At 36.1% G+C, this 25,721-nt stretch carries 21 protein-coding genes; 18 read left to right on the top strand and 3 right to left on the bottom strand.

What is annotated here, in order from left to right; translation table 11 throughout:
• Window positions 1-22: 22 nt before the first annotated feature.
• A complete protein-coding gene (locus V9G42_11540) occupies window positions 23-1,249 on the top strand; it encodes a TolC family protein (GenBank protein MEI2760052.1) in 1,227 nt (408 codons plus the stop codon).
• 8 nt (window positions 1,250-1,257) lie between these two features.
• Here V9G42_11540 and V9G42_11535 read toward each other — a convergent pair whose 3' ends face one another.
• Window positions 1,258-2,136: a DUF4249 domain-containing protein gene (locus V9G42_11535; protein ID MEI2760051.1), complete on the bottom strand. Its 879-nt coding sequence runs from the start codon at window positions 2,134-2,136 to the stop codon at window positions 1,258-1,260.
• A 5-nt stretch (window positions 2,137-2,141) separates the two neighbouring features.
• Entirely contained in the window at window positions 2,142-4,571 is a 2,430-nt protein-coding gene (locus V9G42_11530; protein MEI2760050.1) for a TonB-dependent receptor, read from the bottom strand.
• Between the two features lie 276 nt (window positions 4,572-4,847).
• Here V9G42_11530 and V9G42_11525 point away from each other — a divergent pair, with 276 nt between their 5' ends.
• The gene (locus V9G42_11525) at window positions 4,848-6,926 is read left to right on the top strand and encodes a S8 family peptidase (protein ID MEI2760049.1); all 2,079 of its coding nucleotides are present in this window, start codon (window positions 4,848-4,850) and stop codon (window positions 6,924-6,926) included.
• 105 nt (window positions 6,927-7,031) lie between these two features.
• Window positions 7,032-8,384: a TlpA disulfide reductase family protein gene (locus tag V9G42_11520; protein ID MEI2760048.1), complete on the top strand. Its 1,353-nt coding sequence runs from the start codon at window positions 7,032-7,034 to the stop codon at window positions 8,382-8,384.
• Window positions 8,385-8,462: 78 nt separating this feature from the next.
• On the opposite strand, the gene V9G42_11515 is transcribed toward V9G42_11520, so the two are convergent.
• Window positions 8,463-8,969 carry a hypothetical protein gene (locus V9G42_11515; GenBank protein MEI2760047.1) on the bottom strand — a complete coding sequence of 169 codons (507 nt, stop codon included), beginning with the start codon at window positions 8,967-8,969 and terminating at the stop codon, window positions 8,463-8,465.
• 107 nt (window positions 8,970-9,076) lie between these two features.
• Between V9G42_11515 and ligA the strand changes: the two genes are divergently transcribed.
• From ligA to V9G42_11440, 15 genes are all read left to right on the top strand, one after another.
• Window positions 9,077-11,089 (top strand): NAD-dependent DNA ligase LigA, encoded by a 2,013-nt coding sequence (gene ligA, locus V9G42_11510; protein ID MEI2760046.1) that lies wholly within the window; start codon window positions 9,077-9,079, stop codon window positions 11,087-11,089.
• Window positions 11,086-11,640, top strand: a complete 555-nt coding sequence (locus V9G42_11505) for a hypothetical protein (protein ID MEI2760045.1) — start codon at window positions 11,086-11,088, stop codon at window positions 11,638-11,640. The genes ligA and V9G42_11505 overlap by 4 nt, the downstream gene beginning before the upstream one ends.
• Window positions 11,637-12,512 carry a 4-hydroxy-tetrahydrodipicolinate synthase gene (dapA, locus tag V9G42_11500; protein ID MEI2760044.1) on the top strand — a complete coding sequence of 292 codons (876 nt, stop codon included), beginning with the start codon at window positions 11,637-11,639 and terminating at the stop codon, window positions 12,510-12,512. Before V9G42_11505 ends, dapA begins: the two co-directional genes overlap by 4 nt.
• Before the next feature lie 8 nt (window positions 12,513-12,520).
• A complete protein-coding gene (locus V9G42_11495; GenBank protein ID MEI2760043.1) occupies window positions 12,521-13,552 on the top strand; it encodes a DUF354 domain-containing protein in 1,032 nt (343 codons plus the stop codon).
• Between the two features lie 135 nt (window positions 13,553-13,687).
• Complete coding sequence (locus tag V9G42_11490; GenBank protein MEI2760042.1) at window positions 13,688-14,800, top strand: sugar transferase; 1,113 nt, start codon at window positions 13,688-13,690, stop codon at window positions 14,798-14,800.
• Window positions 14,801-14,859: 59 nt separating this feature from the next.
• Entirely contained in the window at window positions 14,860-16,503 is a 1,644-nt protein-coding gene (locus tag V9G42_11485) for a hypothetical protein (protein MEI2760041.1), read from the top strand.
• 1 nt (window position 16,504) lies between these two features.
• Window positions 16,505-17,029 (top strand): hypothetical protein, encoded by a 525-nt coding sequence (locus tag V9G42_11480; protein MEI2760040.1) that lies wholly within the window; start codon window positions 16,505-16,507, stop codon window positions 17,027-17,029.
• A 33-nt stretch (window positions 17,030-17,062) separates the two neighbouring features.
• Window positions 17,063-18,064 carry a polysaccharide deacetylase family protein gene (locus V9G42_11475; protein ID MEI2760039.1) on the top strand — a complete coding sequence of 334 codons (1,002 nt, stop codon included), beginning with the start codon at window positions 17,063-17,065 and terminating at the stop codon, window positions 18,062-18,064.
• Window positions 18,061-19,032: a GNAT family N-acetyltransferase gene (locus tag V9G42_11470; GenBank protein ID MEI2760038.1), complete on the top strand. Its 972-nt coding sequence runs from the start codon at window positions 18,061-18,063 to the stop codon at window positions 19,030-19,032. The genes V9G42_11475 and V9G42_11470 overlap by 4 nt, the downstream gene beginning before the upstream one ends.
• Window positions 19,033-19,162: 130 nt before the next feature.
• Window positions 19,163-21,052 (top strand): choice-of-anchor J domain-containing protein, encoded by a 1,890-nt coding sequence (locus V9G42_11465; protein MEI2760037.1) that lies wholly within the window; start codon window positions 19,163-19,165, stop codon window positions 21,050-21,052.
• 58 nt (window positions 21,053-21,110) lie between these two features.
• The gene (locus tag V9G42_11460) at window positions 21,111-21,812 is read left to right on the top strand and encodes a T9SS type A sorting domain-containing protein (protein ID MEI2760036.1); all 702 of its coding nucleotides are present in this window, start codon (window positions 21,111-21,113) and stop codon (window positions 21,810-21,812) included.
• Window positions 21,813-21,833: 21 nt separating this feature from the next.
• Window positions 21,834-22,346, top strand: coding sequence for a TlpA disulfide reductase family protein (locus V9G42_11455; protein MEI2760035.1), 513 nt, complete (start codon window positions 21,834-21,836; stop codon window positions 22,344-22,346).
• 20 nt (window positions 22,347-22,366) lie between these two features.
• Window positions 22,367-24,010, top strand: coding sequence for a DUF6029 family protein (locus V9G42_11450; GenBank protein MEI2760034.1), 1,644 nt, complete (start codon window positions 22,367-22,369; stop codon window positions 24,008-24,010).
• Between the two features lie 20 nt (window positions 24,011-24,030).
• Complete coding sequence (locus V9G42_11445) at window positions 24,031-25,185, top strand: Omp28-related outer membrane protein (GenBank protein MEI2760033.1); 1,155 nt, start codon at window positions 24,031-24,033, stop codon at window positions 25,183-25,185.
• An 85-nt stretch (window positions 25,186-25,270) separates the two neighbouring features.
• Window positions 25,271-25,714 (top strand): methylated-DNA--[protein]-cysteine S-methyltransferase, encoded by a 444-nt coding sequence (locus V9G42_11440; protein ID MEI2760032.1) that lies wholly within the window; start codon window positions 25,271-25,273, stop codon window positions 25,712-25,714.
• Window positions 25,715-25,721: the final 7 nt, after the last annotated feature.

Raw genomic sequence — 25,721 nt, 5'->3', positions numbered from 1 at the left:
ACAATGTCAACAGGTTTTCACGTTGCAACAGGCTATTGAAAAAGCGATTAGTGATAATTTTTCAATCCGTATTGCCCGAAATCAAAGCACAATTCTCAACAACAATGCAACATTAGGTAATGCAGGCATGTTACCGCAGGTTAATTTGAATGGTAGCTATGTTAAGGCTAATAACAATGTGTTGCAAGAGTTGAGCAATGGCACATCTACTGAAAAACAAAATGCAGGCCAGGCTACAGTTGCCGGCAGTGCAGTATTGGAGTGGGTGCTTTTTGACGGACTTACTATGTTTTCTGAGTATAATAAGAATACCGCACTCTCAAAACAAGGAAAAGAGCAACTGAAGGCAATGATTGAAGATGTGATTGAGAATGTGAGTAAAACATATTTTACAGTTGTAAAAGAAAAATTGTTATTGTCAAGCATCAATGAAACCTTGAAATTTTATGCAGACAGACTTCAGATTGCAGATAGTAAATATAAAATTGGTTCAGCATCTAAGTTGGATTACTTACAGTCAAAGGTAGATTACAATGCAATGCTATCACAAAAGTTGAATAAAGAAACAGATGTTTATAATGCAATGGTTGCGTTAAATCGTTTGTTACAATTTTCTGCTGACACATTACTTAAAACTGAAGACACAATTACATTTGTGGCTATGCCGGCAATAAGTGATTTGATAAATGGCCTACAGGAAAACACAGCATTGCAAGCAAGCAAACTGAATATGGAGGTAAATCGTTTGCAACTTAATTCAATGAAAGGGTTACGATTGCCTGTAATTACAGGTCTTGCAGGATATTATTATAATGAAAGTCGCAACGATGCAGGATTGTTTTCTTTGAACAGAACCAATGGTCCGCAGTTTGGAATTTCTGCACGTTATAATTTGTTTAACGGTTTCAATAGTTCGAGACAAATTAGCAATACAAAATTGAATTACATCAATTCGCAAATTGAATATCAGCAAACACGAACAAACCAAATTGCTGATTTAAGTAGCACATGGAATGCATTTCAAAAAGCGCAGGAGATTCTTACATTAGAAACGGAAAATACTGCTGCCGCCCGTGAAAATGCAAGTGTATATCTTGCCAGCTATCGCCTTGGCAGTGCAAATCTTTTACAGTTGAATCAATCGCAGGAAAGCTTGTACAATGCTTTAGTGCGGTTGGTAAATGCACAGTATAATAACAAAACTACTGAAATACATTTGCTGCGTTTGGCAGGTAAATTAATAAAATAGGCTAAGGCTTAGTCAGGCTTTTTTGCAATTACCGTATAGAAGCTTGGGTTAAACGCTTCAAAAATTCCAATGCCACCTTTTATATTTGTAGGAAAGACTGCAGGCGAACCAAATGGACTACCACTGCTTCCGGCCTGTGATTCTGCCATACGCCAAAACTTGTAACTTTCTTGTGTTATGGTGCAAAACTTTACCATTATGGTATCACCGGCTTTAAAGAATCCTGCTTCTTCATTCTCATCTTCAAGTGCTGTACTGTTGGGTAAGTGTCCTCGGTTATAAGCAAAGTCAAAAGCTTTTCCGTTAATAAATTTATCTTCAAACACAGAGCCAGATGGTGCAATAAACATTTTATCTTTATTTAAACGTTTAGCAAACCATCGGTAACAATTACCTAAAGTGTCAGGATCTTTTAAATGAGCCCAAACATAACCTAATGAGTCTTTTCCTTCCTGAATTTTAAACCAAACACTATCTAATGGAACAGCAGGTAGCATTTTAGTTTCAGAAGTGAGTACATCATTATCGGGTGTAATGATTCGTAATGTGTAGTTTTTACCTGTTTGCCCAATAATTTTTGGTGAAAAATAAAAGTAGCCGATTGACGGATCAACCTGTAAAAGTGTATCTGTAATATCACCATCAGAAATAATAACTATAGCATTTTTAACCATGTATTGTTGCAATGCTGCAGAGTCAACAGGCGAAAAATAATCAGCAGTTTTAGAAAGCATGACATAGGCAGGTAATCCATTTTCGATATATCCCTCTACAACATATTGTTGTTTTTGTTTGGGGAGATTTACGGTAATATCTTTTTCGCAAGAGCTGAATAATATTGTTGCCGCTAAAATTAATGCAAATGATTTTAGATGATTTGTTTTCATGTACATCAGAATTTAAAATTATAAGTTACGGAAGGAATAATTGGAAACAACGAAACTTGTTTTGCCTGAATTTGAAATTCACCTGTTTCTTTATCTACTTCATTGTTGAAATATATAAAATATGGATTCATTCTGCTGTAAACATTATAAATGCTAAAATTCCAACTTGATTCAAAACGTTTAGTCTTTTTCTTGATATATGTTGCAGATAAATCCAGACGATGGTAAGCTGCCATTCTGTACGAATTTCTGTCGCCATAGACATCATAAATTTGTCCGCTTGACATGTTAGGTAATCCGCTCGAAACAACACCTTGTAAATCCAATGGTCCAAACATGAAGTATCTTGAAACAGGCAGGGTAGTGGCATTACCTGTTGCATAAACCCATGTTAAACCAAATGTCCAACGTTTGCTTGCATTATAAGACACTACTACAGAAATATCGTGGCGTCTGTCATACTTTGCAGGAAATGTTTTTCCATTCATTATGTCCGGAAATTTTCTATCGGTGTAGCTAAGTGTGTAACCTACCCATCCATTTAATTTTCCTTTTGCTTTTTTGATAAAAAATTCAGCACCATAGCTCCAGCCTTTACCAAAAACAAAATTGTTATCGGTATTATTTTTTACATCATCATCAGCCTGCGCCCCTTCACGATATTCAATTTGATTACGCATGGTTTTATAGTAAACTTCTACTGATGTTTCAAACATATTCTGATGGAAGTTTCTGAAATACCCGGCTGCATACAATCTCCCGTCTTGTGGTTTTACCCTATCGCTGCTTGGAACCCAAACATCCGTAGGCAGCGTTACCGAAGTAAACGATGCTAAATGAACATATTGATAGTTTTGCGTGAAGGATGCTTTTATGGATGAGTTTTTGTCCAAAGAATATTTAGCAGATATACGTGGTTCAAGTCCGTGGTAGAATCCAACGGTTTCATTGGTTTTATAAAAAATAGTATCAATAGTTTCATTATCTTCATTTTTAACATAGCGTGTAAAAGGTCCTGTAAAGTCGAATAATGAATAACGCAGGCCGGCACTTACAGACAATTTATCACTAATAGTCCAATCATCATTAATGTAGGCTGCGGCTTCATGAGCATATAGACGATTTACTCCGCCAAGATCAAAGTCTGTTGAATCCTGACTGGCCTCTGCACTCGTTGGTGTAAAACGATGGTAGGTATAATTTACGCCAAACTTAATATTGTGTGTGATAATCGGAAACCAGTTAAAATCAACTTTTGCATTATAATCTCTGATGCCTGAAAAAATATTGAAACTAAAACTTTCCTGTTTGGCGTTAAAAGCAAATTTGTAATCAGAAAAAATAATTGAAGTATTCACAAATAATTTATCACTGAATAAATGGTTCCAGCGTAAAACTGCAGTTGCATTACCCCAGGGGATTCTGAACTTAAATCCTGTGTCGGCACTCTTAAAGTTGAAAACATCTCTTCCAAAATATCCACTTAAAAAAAGTCTGTCTTTATCAGAAAGCTGATAATTTATTTTGGCATTCAAATCATAAAAGTAATAGGTGTTATTAGCAGCGTTTGAGCCTTTTTTTACAAACGGTGGACGTTGAAACAAGTCAATGAATGTTCGTCTTCCGGATACAATGAATGATGATTTTTCTTTTTGGATTGGCCCTTGCAATGTAAGTCTGGATGCAATTGGTCCTAATCCACCTTCAACTTTAAATTCTTTGTTATTTCCTTCTTTAAGAGAAATGTCAAGTACAGATGCAAGTCGCCCACCGTAATTTGCAGGCATTCCACCTTTAATCAACGAAACGTTATTGATTGCATCAGAATTGAACACTGAAAAAAAACCGAATAAATGGGATGCATTATAAACCAATGCTTCATCCAATAAAATCAAATTCTGATCGGGGCCACCACCACGAACGTAAAATCCTGTGTTTCCTTCCCCTGCAGACTGCACTCCCGGCAAAAGTTGTATGGTTTTTAAAATATCAACTTCACCCATAAATGCAGGTAGGGTTTTAATCTGTTCAACATCAAGTTGAACGGTGCCCATTTGTGTGCTGTTTACATTCTGATCTTCTTTTTTTGCAGTAATAACAACCTCTTGTGCTTCTATATATTTATTACGCAGATTAATATTTAATCTAACATCTTTTGCAGGTTTCATTTTTTGAAGGAAGTCACTAAATCCAACAAATGAACTCATCAGTGTAATACTGTCAGCTCCATCGACTGTAATAGAATAATAACCGTAGGTGTTGGTCTGAACACCCTTCATAGTTTCACGGAGATATACATTAGCGCCAATTAATGCTTCACCGGTGGATGCATCTTTAACGTAGCCACTAATTGTAAATCGGGTTGATTTATCCTGAGCGTTTAATATTTGAATCTGTAGAAATAAAAGTAAAAAGAGCGTGTATTTTCTGAACATAAATTTTTTGTACGGGGCTGCAAACTTATCATTTCATTACGAAATTTTGATTCAATTTTTGAAAATGTTAACATATCTTTTATTAGTTTTAAATATTAGGGATAAAAAACATATTGCCGTAAACTTGTTGATAATTGTGTTGTTCCTCATAATCATAACAGAAAATATTGCTTAAAATTGTTGACTAATAAAAAAGTAATGAAACAGAAACCAATTTACTGCTTGTTTTTTTTAATCTTCATTCTTCAAGGAGCATTCGCTCAAGATTTGAGTAAGATGAATTTTTCACTGGCAAAGAAGTTGGCCGGGCCTAATTCATTCACACGTCCTTTATCGTTGTTTGCCCAAGGCGATGTTGGAATTATTCAGAACTATGTTCTACAGAATAGTGGCAAAGTAAAGTTTGTTGCAGGAAACATTGTTTCAATGATTTTGCCATTAGGTGCAGTTAATGGGTTGATAGCATTACATGGTGTTGAGGCTGTTGAAGACAATGGAATGCAACTTGTTGCGCTGGATGATTCTATGCGTGTGCGTAACAACATAAATCCTATCCAGAATGGTATGGCTCCTTTGCCACAGGGTTATGATGGCAATGGCGTAGTTATGGGTTTTATTGATTCAGGAATTGATTTTACGCATCCAGATTTTAAACATACTAACGGCAGTACACGTGTGTTATATATATGGGACCATAATTTAACGGTGGGAAATGCACCAATGCCCTATAATTACGGAACTGAATTTACAGCAGCTGATATTGATGCAGGAAATGCTTCAACTCATGTAGATAACAGTAACGGACATGGCACACATGTCACCGGTATGGGTGCCGGTAATGGACTTGCATTGAACGACCATAAAGGTGTGGCACCTGCTGCTGATATTATTTCTGTATGTGTAAACTGGAATCTTTCAGACAATGATTGGTTAACCACAGTTGCTGATGCTGTAAATTATATTTATTCAAAAGCTTTTGCACTTAATAAGCCATGTGTAATTAATATCAGTGCCGGAACTTATTATGGCTCTCATGACGGAAAGGACTTGCAGGCTCAGGCAATCTCCAATCTCATTTCTCAACGTAACGGCAGGTCGTTGGTATGTGCTGCAGGTAATGCAGGAAACATCCCCATTCATGTACAGCACTCACATGCTGTTTCTAGTGATACATCGTTTACATGGTTTAGCTATAACCCGGCCTATGGCAATTCTATTTATTTAGAAATGTGGGCTGATGTAGCAAACTTTGCGCAGATGAAATTTGCAATTGGTGCAGATAATGTAACCTCTGGTTATGAACTTCAGACAATGGGGAACTATTATACGGTTTCTCAAAACTTGGGAACAATTAGGACTGATACGTTATGGGGTGTTTCAGGAAGCCGTATTGCGCTTGTACAGCGTTTTGCTTCACTTGCCAACGGACGTTACAGTATGATTTTTAATATTATTCCGGACAGTACTCAATATCGCTTCAGACTTTCTTCAACACAAACCGGAAAGTTTGATTTATGGAGTTTTCAGATGACACCATCTTCAGCACTGCCAACACCACAACAGTTTCCTGAAATAGTAAATTATATTGCACCCGATTATGACCAGACTATCGTAAGTAGTTTTTCATGTAGCGACAAAGTAATAACTGTTGGAGAACATAAGAACAGGATGACTTATATGGACTGCACCAACAATCTTTTTGTTTCAACAACCAACTATACTCCCGGAACATTGGCCCCTCAAAGTAGTCATGGTCCTACACGTGATGCACGTCTCAAACCTGAAATTTGTGCCAGCGGTGGAATGTCTATTGCTGCAGGTGCTTATAATGTGTTACCCAATCTTCCTGTCACCAGTAAGGCATTAGGCTGTATGCATATTAGAGATGGAGGTACTTCTACAGCATCACCTGTTGTTGCCGGCATTGCTGCGTTAATTCTTCAACGCTATCCAAATGCATCATGGCAGGAAATTAAAAATTGCATTACACAAAATGCAATGGTTGATTCATTAGTTATAGGTACAATACCAAACAATAGTTGGGGATATGGCCGTGCTGATGGATTTGCAGCCATGCTTGGTTGTAGTTTTCTTACAATCAATGAACACAACTCACAAATAGGCACTATTTATCCAATTCCTTTTAATCATTCTTTTCAGATAAATGCAATGAAACAACTATCAACAATAAAAATATTTAATCCATTAGGGCAGGTAGTTTATCAGACATCATTCAATAGTGATGCATCACAAAAAATAACAATCACACCATCATTACCCACAAAAGGTGTTTATTTTGCTCAATTGATTTCTACTGATGGATATAAGCAAACCATAAAATTGATTTATCAGTAATTGATATTTGTGAATTCTATTCTTCTTTAATCAGTCGGAATGATTGTTTGTATGAACTTGTGAAATGAATTAATAAGTATTTTTGTATTATAAAAACTCTATAAAATGAAAATAATACTTACATTATTTTTGGCAGCAACAGTTTCTATTTGCAATGCACAAAACGTAATTCTTTCCGGAAAAATAACAAATCCGAAATCAGATTCAATTATGATATCTGGCGATAACTTAAAGAAGAGTATAATTATTTATTTAAATAAAGATGGGTCATTTTCCGACACGATGAAGTTGAAGAGAGATTATTATAAAATTACGCATGGCGATGAGTTTACTGACGCTTTCCTAAAACCGGATGATAAACTTTATTTTACACTTGACACCAAAATGTTTGATGAATCGGTAAAATACAAGGGTGTTGGAGAAAATGAAAACAACTACTTAGCTCAAAAAATACTTTTAGAAGAGAAGTTAGAGATATTAGATAATATGACTGTGATTTGTCGTTATGATGAAACAGAGTTTTTAAAAACCGTTGATTCCGCTGCTATCCTTAAAACTGAATTGCTAAAAGGATTTGTTTTAGACAAAGAATTTGCTGCTGCCGAAAAAAAAGACATTGAGTTTGCCCGGTTGGATAACATAGCAAGTTATGAAATGTATCATAGATATATAACTCATGATAATGAATTTAAAGTATCTGAAAGTTATCCTGATGTTTTTAAAAATTTAAATTTTAATGATGAGTCATCAGTACAGAATGAGCGTTATTTGAAATTATTGTCAGATTATTTTACCAAACAAGCATTTAAACAGATTCGAGAAGATTCTACTCAGAATTTTTTAATGGAATTTTCAAATGCCGTTTTGGAAAGGGTGCAGAGTGCTTTGGTTAGAAATAGTTTAGTAAGTTTGGTTGCCGAAGATGGTCTCAAGCGTGGAGATGATTTGAAAGTTTCTTATGCTGCTTTAAAGAAATTGGTTTCTGACAAAGATGTGCAAGTAAGCTTAGATGAAAAGTATGCGTTATTGAGTAAATTACAGAAAGGTAATACTTCACCTGATTTTTCTCTTCAGGATATTAAAGGAAAGACTTTTTCGTTGAGCGACTTCAAAGGTAAGGTTGTCTATATTGATGTTTGGGCAACATGGTGTGGTCCATGTAAGGCCGAAATGCCCTTCATGAAAAAAATTCAAGAAGACTTAAAAGGAAAGAATATTGCTTTTATTGGAATTTGTACTTGGGATAAGCAAGAAAGCTGGAAGAAATACTTAGAAGAAAACAAATTGCAAGGAACACAACTTTTTGCACCTGATAAGGAAATACCATTTCTAAAAGAATATGATATAAAAGGTATTCCACATTTTATACTACTTGATAAAGAAGGCAAAATAATTGAGGCTGATGCAGCACGCCCATCTGATCCACAGTTAAAAAAGCTAATTGAGTCATTGCTGTAATGCTTGTAATTTTCAATCACTTCAAGTACAACTCTTTTTACTTTCAAAACATTCCATCGTACAAATATTATAACTTTCCTACCTAACAATAACATCATAATCATACCCTGCTCTTATCAATGCTCTTTTTGCAGCATCAAATGCAAACGGTGTTGGATTGGGAGGATGCAGTGGAACTTCAGGTGTGTTTGCAAGTTGTTTCAATAAATTCTGCGTCTGGGCATGTGTTAGCGACTCACATATATCATAAAGCCCTCCTTGTTTCTCCTCTTCAAAGTCATGTTTTTCGAGAATATGTTTTATTACTTTAATTAAATCATTTGTAGGTGGCGGAACCATTAATGCTGTCAATGCACCATGTTCCAGTCGGAATTGCGGTAATATCTCTTGCATTTTGATCATGTCAATAGCTTTTGCTGCCGGAAACAAAATGTTTTCTTCCATTTTAATATGTCGTAATAAACCTGAGCGAAAAGGCATATAATAGTTCATGTCTATTTCATGGATTGTAATAATTGCTTGGTCTAATAGTTTTTCCAGACGATGATGATCGGCCGTGAAAAACTGATGTAATGGTTTGTTCATCTGATTTCAAATGAGAATTCTAAAATTACAAATTTCGGAAGAATATTTTAACTTTTATGTCAGAAACATTTTATGCAACTATTCTTATGTTTGCAACATAAAGGAGTATGAGTACAATAACTGAAAAAGAAGCTGCAGAAAAGATTAATCAGTTGACTGTTGATCTTAACCACCACAATTATTTGTACTACGTAAAGGCTCAGCCCGTCATCAGCGATTATGAGTTTGATGTGATGTTGCAACAGTTGATAGCACTGGAAAAGCAATTTCCTAAGTTGTTGACTCCGGAATCACCTTCACAGCGAGTTGGTGGATCTATCTCTAAAGAGTTTGAAACAGTCACTCATAATTATCCAATGATGTCGCTGGGTAACACCTATTCAGAAGAGGAATTACGTGATTTTGATGAAAGAATCAGAAAAATAGTTGGCGACAATTTTGAATATGTGTGCGAGTTGAAATTTGATGGTGTAGCCATTGGACTGACCTATCAGAAGGGTAAACTACTTAGGGCTGTGACACGTGGTGATGGTGTTCGTGGCGATGATGTTACCGCCAATGTCCGAACCATCCGCTCAATTCCACTAAGTCTCATGGGTAACAATTTTCCTGAAACTTTTGAAATCAGAGGTGAAATCATTCTCGATAAAAAGACTTTTGAAAGAATTAATAATGAACGTGCAGATATTGGCGAAACACCTTTTGCAAACCCAAGAAATTCTGCTGCCGGTACACTTAAACTACAAGACAGCAGCGAAGTTGCCAGACGTAAACTCGATTGTTTTCTCTATGCTCTTTATGGCGATTTTGATTTTTCCACACATTATGATGGACTTAAAATGGCTGCACAATGGGGATTTAAAATCTCTGAGCATTATAGGCTTTGCAATTCGATAAACGAGGTATTGATATTTATTGAAGCATGGAAACTAAAAAGAGAATCATTGCCTTTTGATATTGATGGTATCGTTATTAAAGTAAATAACTTCCGTCAGCAAGAAGAGTTAGGCTTTACTGCCAAGTCGCCCAAATGGGCTATTGCCTACAAATACAAAGCGGAATCTGCTACAACTATTCTTACAAATGTTGTCTATCAGGTTGGGCGTACAGGAGCCATTACACCGGTGGCTAATTTAAAGCCTGTTTTATTGGCGGGGACAACTGTAAAACGTGCCTCACTACACAATGCCGATCAGATTCTGAAACTCGACTTACATCTGCAGGATACCGTTTTTGTTGAGAAAGGAGGAGAGATTATACCTAAAATTACCGGAATAGATATTTCAATGCGACAAAACGGGGCACTGCCGGTCAATTACATAACACATTGTCCTGAATGTGGTACAGAGCTTATCCGTCAGGATGGGGAGGCTAACCATTACTGTCCAAACGAAAACGGTTGTCCACCGCAGATAAAAGGACGATTGGTGCACTTCACTTCACGCAAGGCAATGAATATTGATGGACTTGGTGTTGAAACAATTGACCAGTTGGTAGAAGCCAACTTATTAAAAAATGTTGCCGATATATATCAACTTAAATCCGAGCAGTTGCTGCAACTTGAAAGAATGGGAGAGAAAACAGTAAGTAATTTGTTGGAGGCAATTGAAAAATCCAAGAAAGTTCCTTTTGAACGGTTACTCTTTGCCTTAGGAATTCGATTTGTTGGTGATACAACAGCAAAAAAGTTAGCACGTCATTTTGGTTCATATTTTAAAATCAGTCAGGCCACATTGGAAGAATTAGTGCAGACACCGGAAGTTGGCGATAAAATTGCATCAAGTATTTTTGACTTTGTTCATCACGAGGCTAACATTAAAATGGTAGAGCAACTGCAGCAGGCAGGACTGTTGTTTGAACTTGATGCGGCTGCTATGCAGGAGGCAGGCACAAAATTAAAAGGATTGAGTTTTGTGATTACAGGAGTATTTCAGAAATTTGAACGCGATAAACTAAAAGAAACAATTGAGATTAATGGAGGAAAGGTTTCCGGCTCGCTCAGTGCAAAGACAAGTTACCTGCTTGCAGGTAGCGACTGTGGACCAGCCAAACTGGAGAAAGCAGAGAAACTTAAAATTAACATCATCTCAGAAGACGATTTCTTAAATATGCTTCAATGAAAATAGGTAAGGCAATAAAACAAAAAGCTGCAAGCTATTTATTTTACAGAGAATTGCAACGTCAGCATCATCAGCCGCGGACTACTAGTTTTGGCAACGCCCGCACCATAGGTATTTTGTATGACGCCACCGTTGAGCGAAATTATGAAATTGTAAAGGCCTATGTCAAACATCTTCGTGACGATTTCAAGAAAGATGTTCTTGCACTTGGATATTACGATGGTAATGAACTTCCGCCAATGCGTTTTTCAAAACTTGGTCTAGATTTTTTCACTAAGAAAAATCTTAACTGGCATTTCAAGCCTTCGCATCCAATGATATCCAAATTTGTCAATCTGGATTTTGATTATTTGATATGCCTTAATGTAGATCGTTGTATGCCGTTAAGATATATCAGTGCTGCAACTAAGGCAGGGTTTAAAATCGGGCGCTATGAAAAAGGATATGCAGGGCTTTATGATTTTATGATAAGTGTTAATGGCCAGGTAACCTTACCACAGTTTATAGACCATGTAAATAATTACCTCAAACATATTGGGCACGATAAATGAATAAATTCACAGGTACTGGTGTTGCATTGGTAACACCTTTCTTAAAAAACGGTAAAACAGATTTTGATTCACTTGGCAGGATAGTCAATCACGTGATTAAAGGTGGTGTTGAATATTTAGTAATAATGGGAACTACCGGTGAATCGGTAACGTTAACGAAAGAAGAGAAAAAGGATATTTTAAAGTTTATTGGCGAAGTCGGTAATAAAAGAACTCCTGTTGTTTATGGAGTAGGTGGAAACAACACTCTTGAAGCAGCACGTGAATTAGAACACATTGATGCAAGTATGGCAGATGCCATACTTTCGGTTTCTCCATATTACAATAAGCCAAGTCAGGCAGGCATCGTGCAGCATTACAAAACACTTTCATCAGCAACTAAGTTGCCTATAATCCTTTATAATGTACCTGGCAGAACAGGCAGTAATCTCTTACCACAAACAACTCTGGAAATTGCCGCCAAATACAAAAATATCATTGGTATAAAAGAAGCTTCGGGTAACATGGAGCAAATTATGTATCTGATTCAAAATAGAAACAAAGGCTTTTTAGTTATTTCCGGTGACGATGCCATAACAATGCCTTTAATTGCTGCCGGTGCAGATGGTGTAATATCTGTAATTGCCAATGCCTACCCAAAGCAGTTCAGCACGATGGTTCGGCTTGCACTGCAAGGAAAGATTGTGGAGTCACGTAAGCTTCATTATCAACTTCTTGACTTAATACCTTTATTATTTGCAGAAGGTAGCCCATCAGGTATTAAATATGTATTATCACAAATGGGGATTTGTCAGAATTATTTCAGACTGCCTGTTGCCCCAGTCAGTAAAAAATTGGAACAAAAAATTAATACATTAATTAAAGGCATCTGATTTAAATAATGCGCTACTTGTTTTATATGGGTCATCCGGCCCATTTTCATTTGTTTAAAAATACTATTATTGCATTGAAGCAGTCAGGCCACGAAGTGCAAATCCTCATTAAGAAAAAAGATATTCTTGAAGATTTGCTCAGACATGCGGGCATGCAATACATCAATATCAATCCTGAAGGCAGGCGGGATGATAAACTCTCCATTGCTTTAAAATTACTTAAACGCGATTTTCAGTTTTATAAAATATGTTTACGTTTTAAACCACATATAATGATGGGTACATCTGCTGAAATTGCACATGTTGGGAAATTACTCGGCATCAGAAGTATTGTTGTTAACGAAGATGATGCAGAGGTTGTTCCATGGTTTGCTAAATTGGCTTACCCATGGGCGACAAATATTCTTGCACCACATTGTTGCAGTGTGGGTAAATGGGAGCATAAAAAAATTGGTTATAAAGGTTATCATGAATTGGCCTATCTGCATCCGGCACATTTTTCTCCCCAAAGAGAAAATATAAAAAATTTGGGTAATGCACCTTTTTTTATTCTTCGTTTTGCAAAACTCACAGCACATCATGACGAAGGTCGAAAGGGGATAAATACTTTAATTGCTGAGAAATTAATAAACATACTTTCTAAATATGGCCGTGTTTATATAACCTCAGAACGTGAACTGGAACCACAGTTTGAGCAATATCGCATTGCTATAAATCCTCTGCATATTCATGATGCACTTTACTTTGCACAGATGTATATTGGCGATAGCCAGACTATGGCCGCAGAAGCGGCAGTTTTAGGAACACCTGCTATTAGATTTAATGACTTTGTTGGACAGATTAGCTATCTTGAAGAACTTGAAAAAGAGTTTGCATTGACGTTTGGTTTTAAAACAAACAATGCAGACGCCATGTTGACCCACATAGAATCTTTATTAAATCAACAGGACTTAAAACAGCAATGGCAGGATAAACGAAGTAAAATGCTTAGCCAATGTATTGATTTAAACCAATTTATGATTAAACTGTTAGCGAATTAATAAGTAAACAGTTATAAAGTAATGTTAAGATGGTGTTTGAAATGTTTTAAAGAAAACACTTGCGTAATCTGAAATTCGTGTTTATCTTAGCAAACCAAAATCGAATTATTTAACATTTTTCAACTTTTTTAAGTATTGATTTTTAAAACCGATAGCACTGAGGCAAAACTTTTGCAATTAGAAGAGTTTGCTGAAATGGATGCAGTATTGGCAACAAAAGCCAAAAACGATGTCCACAATGAAAGGTTTGTCATTAATCTTATTGAGAAATATGTTGACACAGCGCGAAGTGATTGTTTCACATTTGCTGTAAACAATCATGATGATGCAAGTCAGTTAGCTGATGATTTTTACCATGCAATTATCCACTTTAAAAGAGTCAATAATTTTCATTTTATCAATAAACAGTTCGAAGCAATAAATGCCAAGCTGCCAGTGGGGGGTATTTTTATCAGTAAGGTCGAAACCAACGACTTGCGTAAGCAACGACTGATGGAGAAATATCCACCATATTTGAATAAACTGTACTATTTCTTTGATTTTATTTTTAAACGAGTATTTCCAAAACTTCCTGTAACACAACAGATTTATTATGCAGTTACAAAGGGACATAATCGTGTGTTGTCTAAGACAGAAATGTTGGGAAGACTCTATTCATGTGGATTTAGAGTTTTAGAAGAGCGCTATATAGGCAACCGGCTTTATATTGTTTCAGAAAAATTTCGTGAGCCTGCTTATGATGAAGACCCAAGTTATGGAATAATATATCCGATGAAACGTGTTGGTAAAGGAGGAAAAATTATCAGCGTTTACAAATTCAGGACAATGCATGCATATGCTGAATATCTACAGGAGTATATTTATGAAAAAAACAACCTCGAGGAAGGAGGTAAGTTTAAAGACGATTTCAGAGTGAGCCGTGTTGGTCGGATGCTTCGTAAATATTGGATTGATGAGTTGCCAATGATATTGAATGTGTTCAAAGGCGATTTAAAAATTGTAGGTGTGCGCCCGTTGAGCAGACATTATTTGAGTCTTTATTCAAAAGAGTTGCAGGAGATGCGCAAAAAATTTAAACCCGGACTTATTCCTCCATACTATGTTGACCTTCCTAAAACGATGGAAGAAATTATGGATTCGGAAATGCGCTATTTAAAAGCCTATCAGAAAAACCCATTCCTTACTGATATTCGCTATTTTTTGATGGTGTTTTATACCATCCTTTTCAAGCGAGCCAGAAGTAAATAGTTACCCGATATTCCTTTAGTTATTTTTTTCATCTTTGCGCAATCATAGCTTTAATTTTTATGAAGGTAAGTCGTTTGATTTTTATTTTGATTCTGATATTCGCAGTCCGGTTGGATTCTTCTGCACAGTATGTGCCGCAGTCAGTATTCAATAAACCGCTTTATGATTTCCTAGACGACTTGGCAAATCTGCATATCATCACGCTTAATGATGCAATAAAACCTTATTCGAGGAAACAAATTGCCGAGGCCTTGCAAACAGCCGAAGCTCAAAAAGAAAAACTAAATGCCACACAGCAAAAGCAACTTGCATTTTATTTGAAGGACTTTAATAAGGAATTGTTTACGGGAAAAGGATTTAGAAAGCGTTTGGATTTGTTTTATTTTAAAGATTCAACTTTTAATATTACAGTTAATCCTGTTGGTGGATTCAGTTATTTTAAAAATGAAAATGACAATATGTATCGTCAGTATGCCGGTGGCGAATTCTGGGCTACTCTAGGAAAAGGCCTTAGTATTTTTGGAAGCTACCGTGACTATACCGATAGCAGAGCTGTTGCCGATAGTAAATTTCTGAATGACCTTCCAGGATATAATTATAAATACAAAGGTGCTGTTGGCTCGCCAAAACGAGGTGGCAGTTTTGATGATACTCGTGGAGGCATTGCCTATGCATGGAAATGGGGGCATGTTGGGGTAGTAAAAGATAATTTTGAATGGGGTAGCAATAATCATGGAGCAAATATTATTTCAACAAAAGCGCCATCATTTGCACGATTAGAACTTAAACTAAATCCAAAGAAATGGTTTGAGTTTAACTATTTTCATGGGTGGCTATATTCTGAAATTAAGGATGATTCTGCAGCCTATTTTTCGAGTAATCCACCTAATCACAGAGAGGTTTATTTTTCGAAATATTTTGCAGCTAACATGTTTACCGTAAAACCTTTTAAACAATTCAATTTCAGTTTTGGGAACTCTATTGTATATAGTGATCAGCTTGAAGTTGCTATGTTTATTCCGTTTATGTTTTTTAAATCACTTGATCATAGTAAGACAGGGCAGGGTAGTAACTATTCAGGTCAAAACTCACAACTGTTTTTTAACATCAGTTCACACAATATTAAATATACTCACCTTTATGTCTCACTATTTGTTGATGAAATTGCGTTTGGACGAATGATGGATAAGGATGAACATTCAAATTTTTACAGCCTAAAAGCAGGCACTGCTGTGATGTTACCGTTTTATACATCAGCTACTATTATTGCCGAATATACAAGAACAAATCCAGTTACGTACAGACACTTTGTTAATACTACAACCTATGAATCAAATAGATTTAATATGGGACATTATCTCCGTGATAATGCCCAGGAAATATATCTTGGTGCACGTTGTATGCCAATATCAGGTTTGTACATTTCAGCAGGATACACATCCGCAGCCGTTGGTCCTGTTTATCCCTATACAGGAAAAGACAAATCAGGACTGGGATTGCCATTTTTAAAAACAAAGGAGTATGAATTTACATCACTTGATTTGAATGTAAAATACGAACTGCTTAACGATATTTTTTTATCTGCAGGGGTTAAAATCAATAATAATAAAGGTGCTATGGCAAACGTTTATACTGCACCATTTTATTATGGTAAGAATGGTAAAACAACAACACTTTTCGGTGGATTTAATATAGGATTTTAAAATGAACTTTGATAATTTAACCACAGCACTCATCATCATTGCACCAACATTTATTGTTGCAGGGGGTATGTATATGCTCATTAAAAATATGTTAGAGCGCGATTACAGACTTAAGCTTCTTGAAGCAAGACGGCTGATACAAAAAGACATGTTGCCATTAAAACTTCAGGCTGTAGAGAGGATGGTTGTTTTTCTGGAGCGAATTCAACCTGAAAATATATTATTCAGAATTTTGCAACCCGGAATGAATGTTCGCGATCTTCAGGTTGATTTGCTTGCTGCCATTCGTCAAGAGTATGAACATAATGTTAGTCAGCAGGTGTATGTTTCTATACAAAGTTGGTCTTTAATTACAAAAGCAAAAGATGACATTATTGCAACTGTAAATCTTGCAGCAGACTCAATGGATAAAACAGAAAAGGCAATTTTGTTAAGTCAAATTATTTTACAGCGTTCATCAGCAGGTAATAATTTTGCCGGAGCAGCAATTCTATCGCTCAAGAGTGAGGTGGATAGTTTATTATAAAGCTCTTTTTAATACCTTAGCCCGTCATAGGGTATGTCTTTTTCAACACGAATCATATTTAAAACAGCAGTTACGCTGCAACTTCAAAAGTTGCTGAAGTTAATTACTGCTTCACCCAATGGTGTGACAATACTTTGTTTCCATAGGATTTCATCTCAATATGATTACTTCTGGCAGCCTATTTATCCGGAAACCTTCCGTTTAATGCTGGAATCTTTGGTAAAAGAATATCAAATTATTCCTATTAGTCAGATTGAAAATTTAGCTGGTAAAAGCACCAAGCCTCCATTGGTTTTAAGTTTTGATGATGGCTATAAAGATTTTATTGACGAGGCAATGCCTTTATTACAGTATTATGAAGTGCCAAGCAATCATAATATTGTGATAGATTGTGCTGATGGTAAAAGCTATATCTGGACACAAAAGCTGAATCATTTATTTAACTTGTTGCGCAATAGCAGTCGTTTTTCAATAAATGTTGCATTAGATAAAAGCTTTGTACTTGACATAACTCAACCATGCAAAAATTGGTTCGTGCATTATTACAAAACTTTATTTTATCTGTTTAAACTCGAGGCAAGAGAGCGAGATGAATGCATAACAACTTTAGAAAGATATCTGAACATCAGCCCAAACGATTATCCTATTAGCATGATGAATTGGGACGACATTAAGTTTTTAGCTAAGAACAATGTTGAAATAGGGTCACACACAACATCACATGTCAGTCTTTCTTCTGTAAAGAATGAAGCAGATTTTGCACATGAATTAGATTACTCCAAAAAAAGAATAGAAGAAACACTTAAATGCGAATGTCCGGTAATAGCTTTGCCTAATGGCCTATCAAATGAAATTGTTAATCAAAGAGCATCTGATGCCGGCTACAAGGCAGTTCTTTGTCTTGCAGGCTCAGGCAGTAGTGCAGGAAAATCTACAGATAAAATAAAATTTTATAATAGATTAAATATGATTCAGGAGCCGGTTAACTATATGAATGTAAGAATCAAACTTTATGAAAAAGGTTTTACTAAATGAGTGATTTAGTTTTACGTCAATTACAAGTTGATGAGCTAAATTTGTTGCCTCAGCTAATGCAAGACTGCTTTGGCATGCAGGTTGACGAAGATTATTTTAAATGGAAATACTTAAATAATCCTGCCGGAAATTTTATTGGTTTTGGTGCATTTCATGGAAATAGATTAGTAGGCTTTAAAGGAGTGTTCCCCGGTTTGTATAATGCGAATGGGATTCAGACAACTATTTATCAATCCGGAGATGCCATGACTCATCCTGATTTTCGAAGACAAGGATTGTTTGAGAAGTTAGCAACTTGCTGTTTTAATAAAATAAAAGAAAAAAATCCTCTTATTGTGATTGGCTTTGGCGGCACAAAATCTACTCCCGGATTGATTAAAATAGGGTGGAAGCACCTTGCTGATGTGAGGTATTTCTTTAAACATAAATTGCAGCTTAAATGGAGAAATTTGTTTTCAAAAAGATTAAAGGATTATCATATCTCTGAAACTTCTGATTTAAATGATATTGTTGCATTATACAATAAATATAGAGCAAAAAGAGATATTACTCCAATTTATAGCCATTCATTTTTAACCTGGCGGTTGGCCAATCCGCGCTTTGTGTACCGTTGTGTGCTTTGTAAAAAGTCTAACGAAAATGTAGGCTTTTTAATTTACTATCAGGATGGCGACAAACTTTTTATACTTGATTATTGTGGTCAAACAGAGAATACATTAAAGGCATTATTCAGATATGCCGGCAAAGTTTGTTTAGAGAAAAATTTAATAGGTCTCATCACAATTGCAATACCGGAATCATCTGAGGGTCAGCAATTGAAACGGTGTGGATTTTTGCAAAATCCGTTAAATACCGGACCAATGAGTGCTAAAATTCCCTTTATAGTTCTGACAGAACCTAAATTAAAGGATCGGTTTCTTCATCAAAATCAATGGCTTGTAATACCCATTTGCCATGATGCGTTATAAAAACTATGGCTATAAATACTCACTTAGGACTAGATTTTACTAATTTGTTAAAAATGGCATTTTTTAGACATTGGACTTCTAAAAAGTAAGTACTTTTATCCAATAATTTTAAAATCAAATATTTATAATAATGAAAAAAATCTCTACCATTTTAACAATGGCGTGTTTAGTAGTGGGTTTAGCAAATGCTCAATCACAGCGCTATGTAGTTGTTGAAGAGTTTACCGGTGAAACGTGTGGCCCATGTGCAGCAAATAATCCGGGTTTCAACGCCAAGTTGAATGCAAACTCTTATACTTTACCAATAAAGTATCAGAATAATATTCCTTCAAGCGGGCCTAATTTTTATACTTATAACACTATAGATATAGGTAACAGAACATCATATTATGCAAACAATTATTCACCTCATGCATTTTTAGATGGTAATGTTTGGAATGGCAATGCGGGTTCGTTCCCGGTTGCAACACTTAATTCGAGAGTGGCATCAACATCACCATTTACAATAGATGTTACACACAGTTTTTCACCTACCTTCGATATCATTTATGTTCATGCTGTTATTCGTGCTACACAAGCTGTTTCCGGACTGTCAAGTTTAAAAGCTAGAATTGCAATTACAGAAAAAGACAACTATGGTTATACCTCTCCAAACGGAGAATCGCACTATTCTGATGTGATGCGTAAAATGTTACCCAATGGTACAGGGACGGTATTACCTGCAACATGGGCTGTAGGTGATTCAGTAGTTTTAGATGAGCAGTGGACAATAAACGTTCCATCCAATATTCCTACAGTATATCTACCTTATTGGCCAATGCTTCGTGCTGTAGCCTTTGTTCAGAACGATGCAACAAAAGAAATTATGCAAGGTGGCAGAAGTACTGTTGCAGCAGTTGTTCCATTAGCTGCAATTACAAATCTTTCTACTATGTTTTCTTGTACTAGTTCATTAGACCCAGCAGTTACTTTAACCAACTATGGAGGAGGTGGAAATTTAACTTCTGCCGATATTGAATTTGGAATCGCTGGACAGACAATGCAGACTTATAATTGGTCTGGTACATTAGCAGCCGGTGCATCAACTGTAATAACATTACCTAATATGACTTTACCCGGTGGTGGCATGCAAAACTTTACTGCTAAATTGACAAGTGTTAATGGAAACCCGGATTATTATAACATCAACCTGAACTTTAGTGCACCTGTTGCACAAGCAGCAGCACCAACTACATCATTCAGTCAGGATTTTCTTTCAACAACGTTTCCTCCGGCAAATTGGATTTTGAATAATGTTGATAATGGCTATACCTGGACTAGAAGTGCAGTAGGTGGTTTTCAATTAACTCCCGGTGGTTCTGCAAGAATGAATTTTTATAATTCAGCAAATGGTCAGGTAGATGAACTTTTACCATATACACCTGTTGATTTTACCAATGCTTCAAACCCTCAATTGACTTTCAGTGTGGCATATTGCCAATATTCAAATGAAAACGATCGTTTAGAAGTGCGTGTTTCTACCGATTGTGGCGCAACCTGGACATCTGTATATAATAAAGCAGGTGCAACACTTTCAACCACTGCTGCACAAACTGCCTCCTTTACACCATCATCAGCAGCGCAATGGAGAGCCGAAACAGTTTCGCTTGCTAATTTTGTAGGACAGCCTTCTGTATTATTTGCCTTTAAAGCAACATCAGGCTATGGTAACAACCTTTATGTTGATGATATTAATTTAACAGGTGTAACTTCTGTTCATCAGATTGAAGGTGTTACCTCATTGCAGGTTTACCCAAATCCTGCATCTGATGTGTTGAATATCACTGCTACTTTGGAAAAATCGCTTCCAATGACCATTTCCTTAACCGATATTTCAGGAAGACAGTTGTTTCAGAAAAATCTCGGCACTGTTTCTGTTGTAAATGAGAATGTAAAAACTTCGGATTTTGCAGCAGGAGTTTACACGCTTGAAGTACGTTCTGGTGATGCAGTTTCTTATCAAAAAGTAACAATTAAATAAATTAAATAAAATGCTGTCCCGGAATCAATGATACCGGGACAGCTTAAAAAAAAATATTATGAAGAAAATTATACTAGCACTAATTTTAATTTCATCAACAAGTTTGATTAAAGCACAAAGCTTTAGTTATACAGGCTTGTCTGCAGATGTTTATGGCTCTGTTGAAGATAGTTTGTTGCATTCTTATGTATATGTAATCAACAACAGTCAAAATACAATTGACGCAAGCCTAAATGCCTATGATGTTTACAAAGTTCCAGGAACAGAACATAACTTTTGTTGGGGAATTTTATGCTATGGAGTAGGGGTAATGTCATCTGCTATTCCGGCAACCATCAACGCAGGTGCAACAGAAGGATCATTCAGAGGTGATTATCTTGGTCATGGTTATGTTGGAACTACAACGGTAGCTTATACTGTTTTTGATGGCAACAACCCGCTTGATTCAGTACAGTTTGCTATTAATTATCACATTACACCTGTTGGTGTAAAAGAAGTAAATAAGGCAAATAGCATAAGTGCACCTTCACCAAATCCTGCTCGTTCAATTACAGCATTTAATTATAATGTTAAATCAGGAAATAAGGCTGAAGTTAAAGTTGTAAATATGTTGGGTAAAACAGTTAAAAGTTTTAGTGTAAGTACTTCGACAGGAAATATAGTACTTTCAACAGCCGATTTGCCATCAGGAGTTTATTTTATCTCTCTTTTTGTTGAAGGGAAAAATTCAGCAGTACAAAAGTTAGTAGTAAACAGATAAAATTCAATTTAAAAAAAATCAATGAATCATTTTAAGAAATTAGTTGTTGCATTTATCTTTGTTTCATCTGTAGCGTCTGCACAAGTGTTTCAGTCACGTCCAATTCCCGTGGTAGATATTAAGGACATGAATGGAAAAACTATAAGTACGTCATCACTAAATAACAATGGTAAGCCCATGGTACTAGATTTTTGGGCTACCTGGTGTAAGCCATGTGTGAATGAACTTACAGCCATAAGTGAGCATTACGAAGAATGGCAGAAAGAAACAGGAGTTAAGATTGTAGCAATAAGTGTTGACGATGCACGCACAATGGCAAATGTTAAACCATTTGTTAATGGCAAAGGCTGGGACTACGAGGTATATGTTGATCCAAATGGTGATCTGAAAAGGGCACTTAATATTGGAGCAGTACCTTATGTTTTCTTAGTTAACGGTAAGGGCGAAATTGTTTCAGTTAAAACAGGTTATGCACCGGGCGATGAACATAAAATGTACGAAGAAATTAAAGCACTTACCAAAGAATCGAATTAATAAATAACTATTGACTTTTCATGAATAAAATAATAAAACTTATAACCGGCAGAATATTGCCGGTTATTTTTTTAGGTGCACCGGCATTAACGCAAGCACAAAATTCGCCAGGCGAAATACATGGTAGTTTTCAGATTGACGGACAATATTACATTCAGGATTCAACCATTAGCGCACCTGAAGTTGCAGAGAAATATTTGCTTAATGGTTACGGAGATCTGGTTTTTACCAAAGGCAATTTTAAAGCAGGTGTTCGTTATGAAACTTATCAGAATGTATTGCTTGGCTACGACAAAAGATTTAATGGCAGCGGAATTGCACATCGCTATGCCGAATATGACAATGGTGAATTAGCTATTACTGTAGGAAATTTTTATGAGCAGTTTGGCAGTGGATTGATTTTACGTTCCTATTGGGAGCCCACACTTGGTTATGACAATGCATTGGATGGAGTTAGAGTAAAATTTAAACCGTATAGTGGAATTCTTATTAAAGGTGTTATTGGAAAGCAACGTTATTATTTTAAAACCGGAGAAGGTATTGTTAGAGGGGTAGATGCTGAAGTAGGTATAAACGATTTGATTAAAAAGTGGAATGATAAAAAAACAAGAGTGACAACCGGTTTTGGATTTGTAAGTAAGTATCAGAAAGATGATGATAATGTTTATATCTTACCTGAAAATGTTGGTGCATTTGCCGGAAGGCTCGATGTTACAAGAGGAAAGGTAACCATCAATGCGGAGTATGCATATAAATACAATGACCCATCATCATTAAACAGCTATAGTTATAAGTTTGGCGATGCAGCACTTTTGAAAGCAACCTATTCTCAGAAAGGATTGGGAATATTGCTTGCGGCAAAAAGAATTGATAATATGAACTTTCGTAGTGAACGTAATGCAAATCTAAACGACTTGTTGATTAATTATCTGCCTGCATTGACAAAATATCATACCTATTCGTTAGCTTCAATTTATCCTTATGCAACACAACCTAATGGCGAATTTGGCTACGAGGCTGAAGTAAACTATACAATTAAAAAAGGCACAAAATTGGGAGGAGATTATGGAACAAATATTATTGTAAATTATTCGGGAGCCAACTCATTGAGTACTGAGCCTGTTGCTAATAAAGATCTCTATAAAAGTGATTGGGGAAAATTTGGTAAGGATGTTTACTACAAAGATTTTAGCTTAGAGATTACACGAAAGATGTCAAAAAATCTAAAAATTACATTGATGTATATTAATCAGGTTTATGATAAAGATAAAATTCAATTTCAGGGATCAAAGCAGTATGGCACAATTTACGACAATATCATTGTAGCAGATCTTACCTTTCAGTTAAATGAAAAAAATGCTATTAGAACAGAATGGCAAACATTACAGTCAAAACAAGATTATAAGTCATGGCTTGCCGGGCTGATTGAATATTCATACTCACCAAATTGGTTTGTTGCTGTATCTGATCAATATAATTATGGCAATGAGAAATCTGACCATCGAATCCATTATTTTAATTGTTTTGTTGGATATACAAAAGATTCGCACCGTATAACTTTAGGCTACGGACGACAACGTGAAGGTTTATTCTGTGTAGGAGGTGTGTGCAGACAAGTTCCATCAAGCAATGGGCTTACAGTGTCAATAAGTACAAGTTTTTAATAAATTAAATGTTCAGGAAAATGAAAAATATATTTTGGTTAGCAATTGCAGCTTTTACTGTTACAATAATTGTTTCATGCGATAAAGTTGAAGGTCCATATAAAGAAGAAAATTCAACTAACATTGGCTCACTTCCAGGTACACTCAACGACATTAGAGTGCTCAATGCAACTACAACGTCTGACGATGTTGATGTGCTTGTTGCCAAGTTTTCACTTGAGTCAGTGTCACCCAAAACAATTGCAGTTCAGTTTACCTGGCATGGAGCACAGTCTAATGTGGTAACAGAAGTTGCAACCGGCAATGATGCTATATTTGATAATGATTCTGTTTACATAACAGCTCCGGCACCTTTCGGAACACTAACGTTTAAATATTCTGCAACCATTAGTGATACGCTTACAGGTCAGGCAGATTTTGTGGTTCCATATACACCTGCAAATCCGGTGAAAAAAGTATTACTCGAAGATTATACCGGGCGTAAGTGTGGCAACTGCCCACGTGCACAGCGAATAATTGCTAACACGTTGGAGCCACTATATCATGAACAATTGGTTGTTGCTACTAACCATGCCGGAGTTTACGCAGTTCCTGATAATCCACCAAGCTGTTTCTCCGAAGATTTCAGAAATCCCAACTCTGATGAGTTGAATACTTTTTTTGGTTTGTCAGCATATCCTTCAAGTATGATTAACAGAGTAGGGTACCCAACCACTCATATTAAATACTACAACAGTTGGCAATCCACAATTTCGCAGGAGTTAAGTAAACCGAACGATGCTTTTATAAATATCTATTCTGCATATAATGAAAGCAATCGCACAGCACAACTTACTGTAAGCACAGAGTTTTTGAACAACCTCGGAGATGATTACAAATTGGCTGTTTTTCTTATTGAAGACAGTATTCACGGATGTCAACTCGACTATGACCTTACAACACCTACACAGATAGATTCTGCATATATTCACAGGCATGTGCTTAGGGCAGCATTGAATAGCTCTTTTGGAGAGAACCTAATTACCGATCCTGATCTTACAACAAAGTATATCAGACTTTATAACTATCAGATTCCTGATAAGTATAATGTTGACCAGTGTTATATTCTGGCTTATGTTTATCAGACTAACAACTATTATGTGTTGCAGTCTGAACTCAGAAAGATAAAGCCATAAACCGGCTGATATTTTTAGTTTAAAGTTTTTTCCTTTGTTGTATTCTGCTATTCATACTTCGTATATTCAAACACCGTTGAGGTTTATGAGAGCGGTTACTGATGCAGATAGTGTGTATTCTCTTGAGTTCGATGACGATTATTGTTCCGTTGAGATAATTGAAGGAACAATGGCAGAACAAATAGCTAAAGAGTTGGAGGAATATTTTTCAGGAAGGCGCAAGGAGTTCACTTTAAATTTAAAACCTCGGGGAACAGCATTTCAGCTTCAGGTTTGGGAGAAACTAAAGTCTGTGCCCTACGGAAGAACCATTTCTTATAATGAACAGGCAATACAGTCAGGCAATGTAAAAAACATACGAGCCACAGCAGCAGCCAATGGAAAGAACCCGATTGCAATTGTCATTCCATGCCATAGAGTAATTGGAACATCAGGTGCATTAACAGGTTATGCCGGTGGCTTGTGGCGAAAAGAAAAGTTGCTACAGTTTGAGTCAGGAAGTCAACAAATGGATCTTTTCAGTCATTAAAGATTTG

The sequence above is a fragment of the Bacteroidia bacterium genome, assembly GCA_037045145.1.
Lineage (GTDB): Bacteria > Bacteroidota > Bacteroidia > AKYH767-A > OLB10 > OLB10.
Note: the sequence above shows the minus strand (reverse complement) of the source record. Positions and strands in the feature narration are given on the sequence as shown.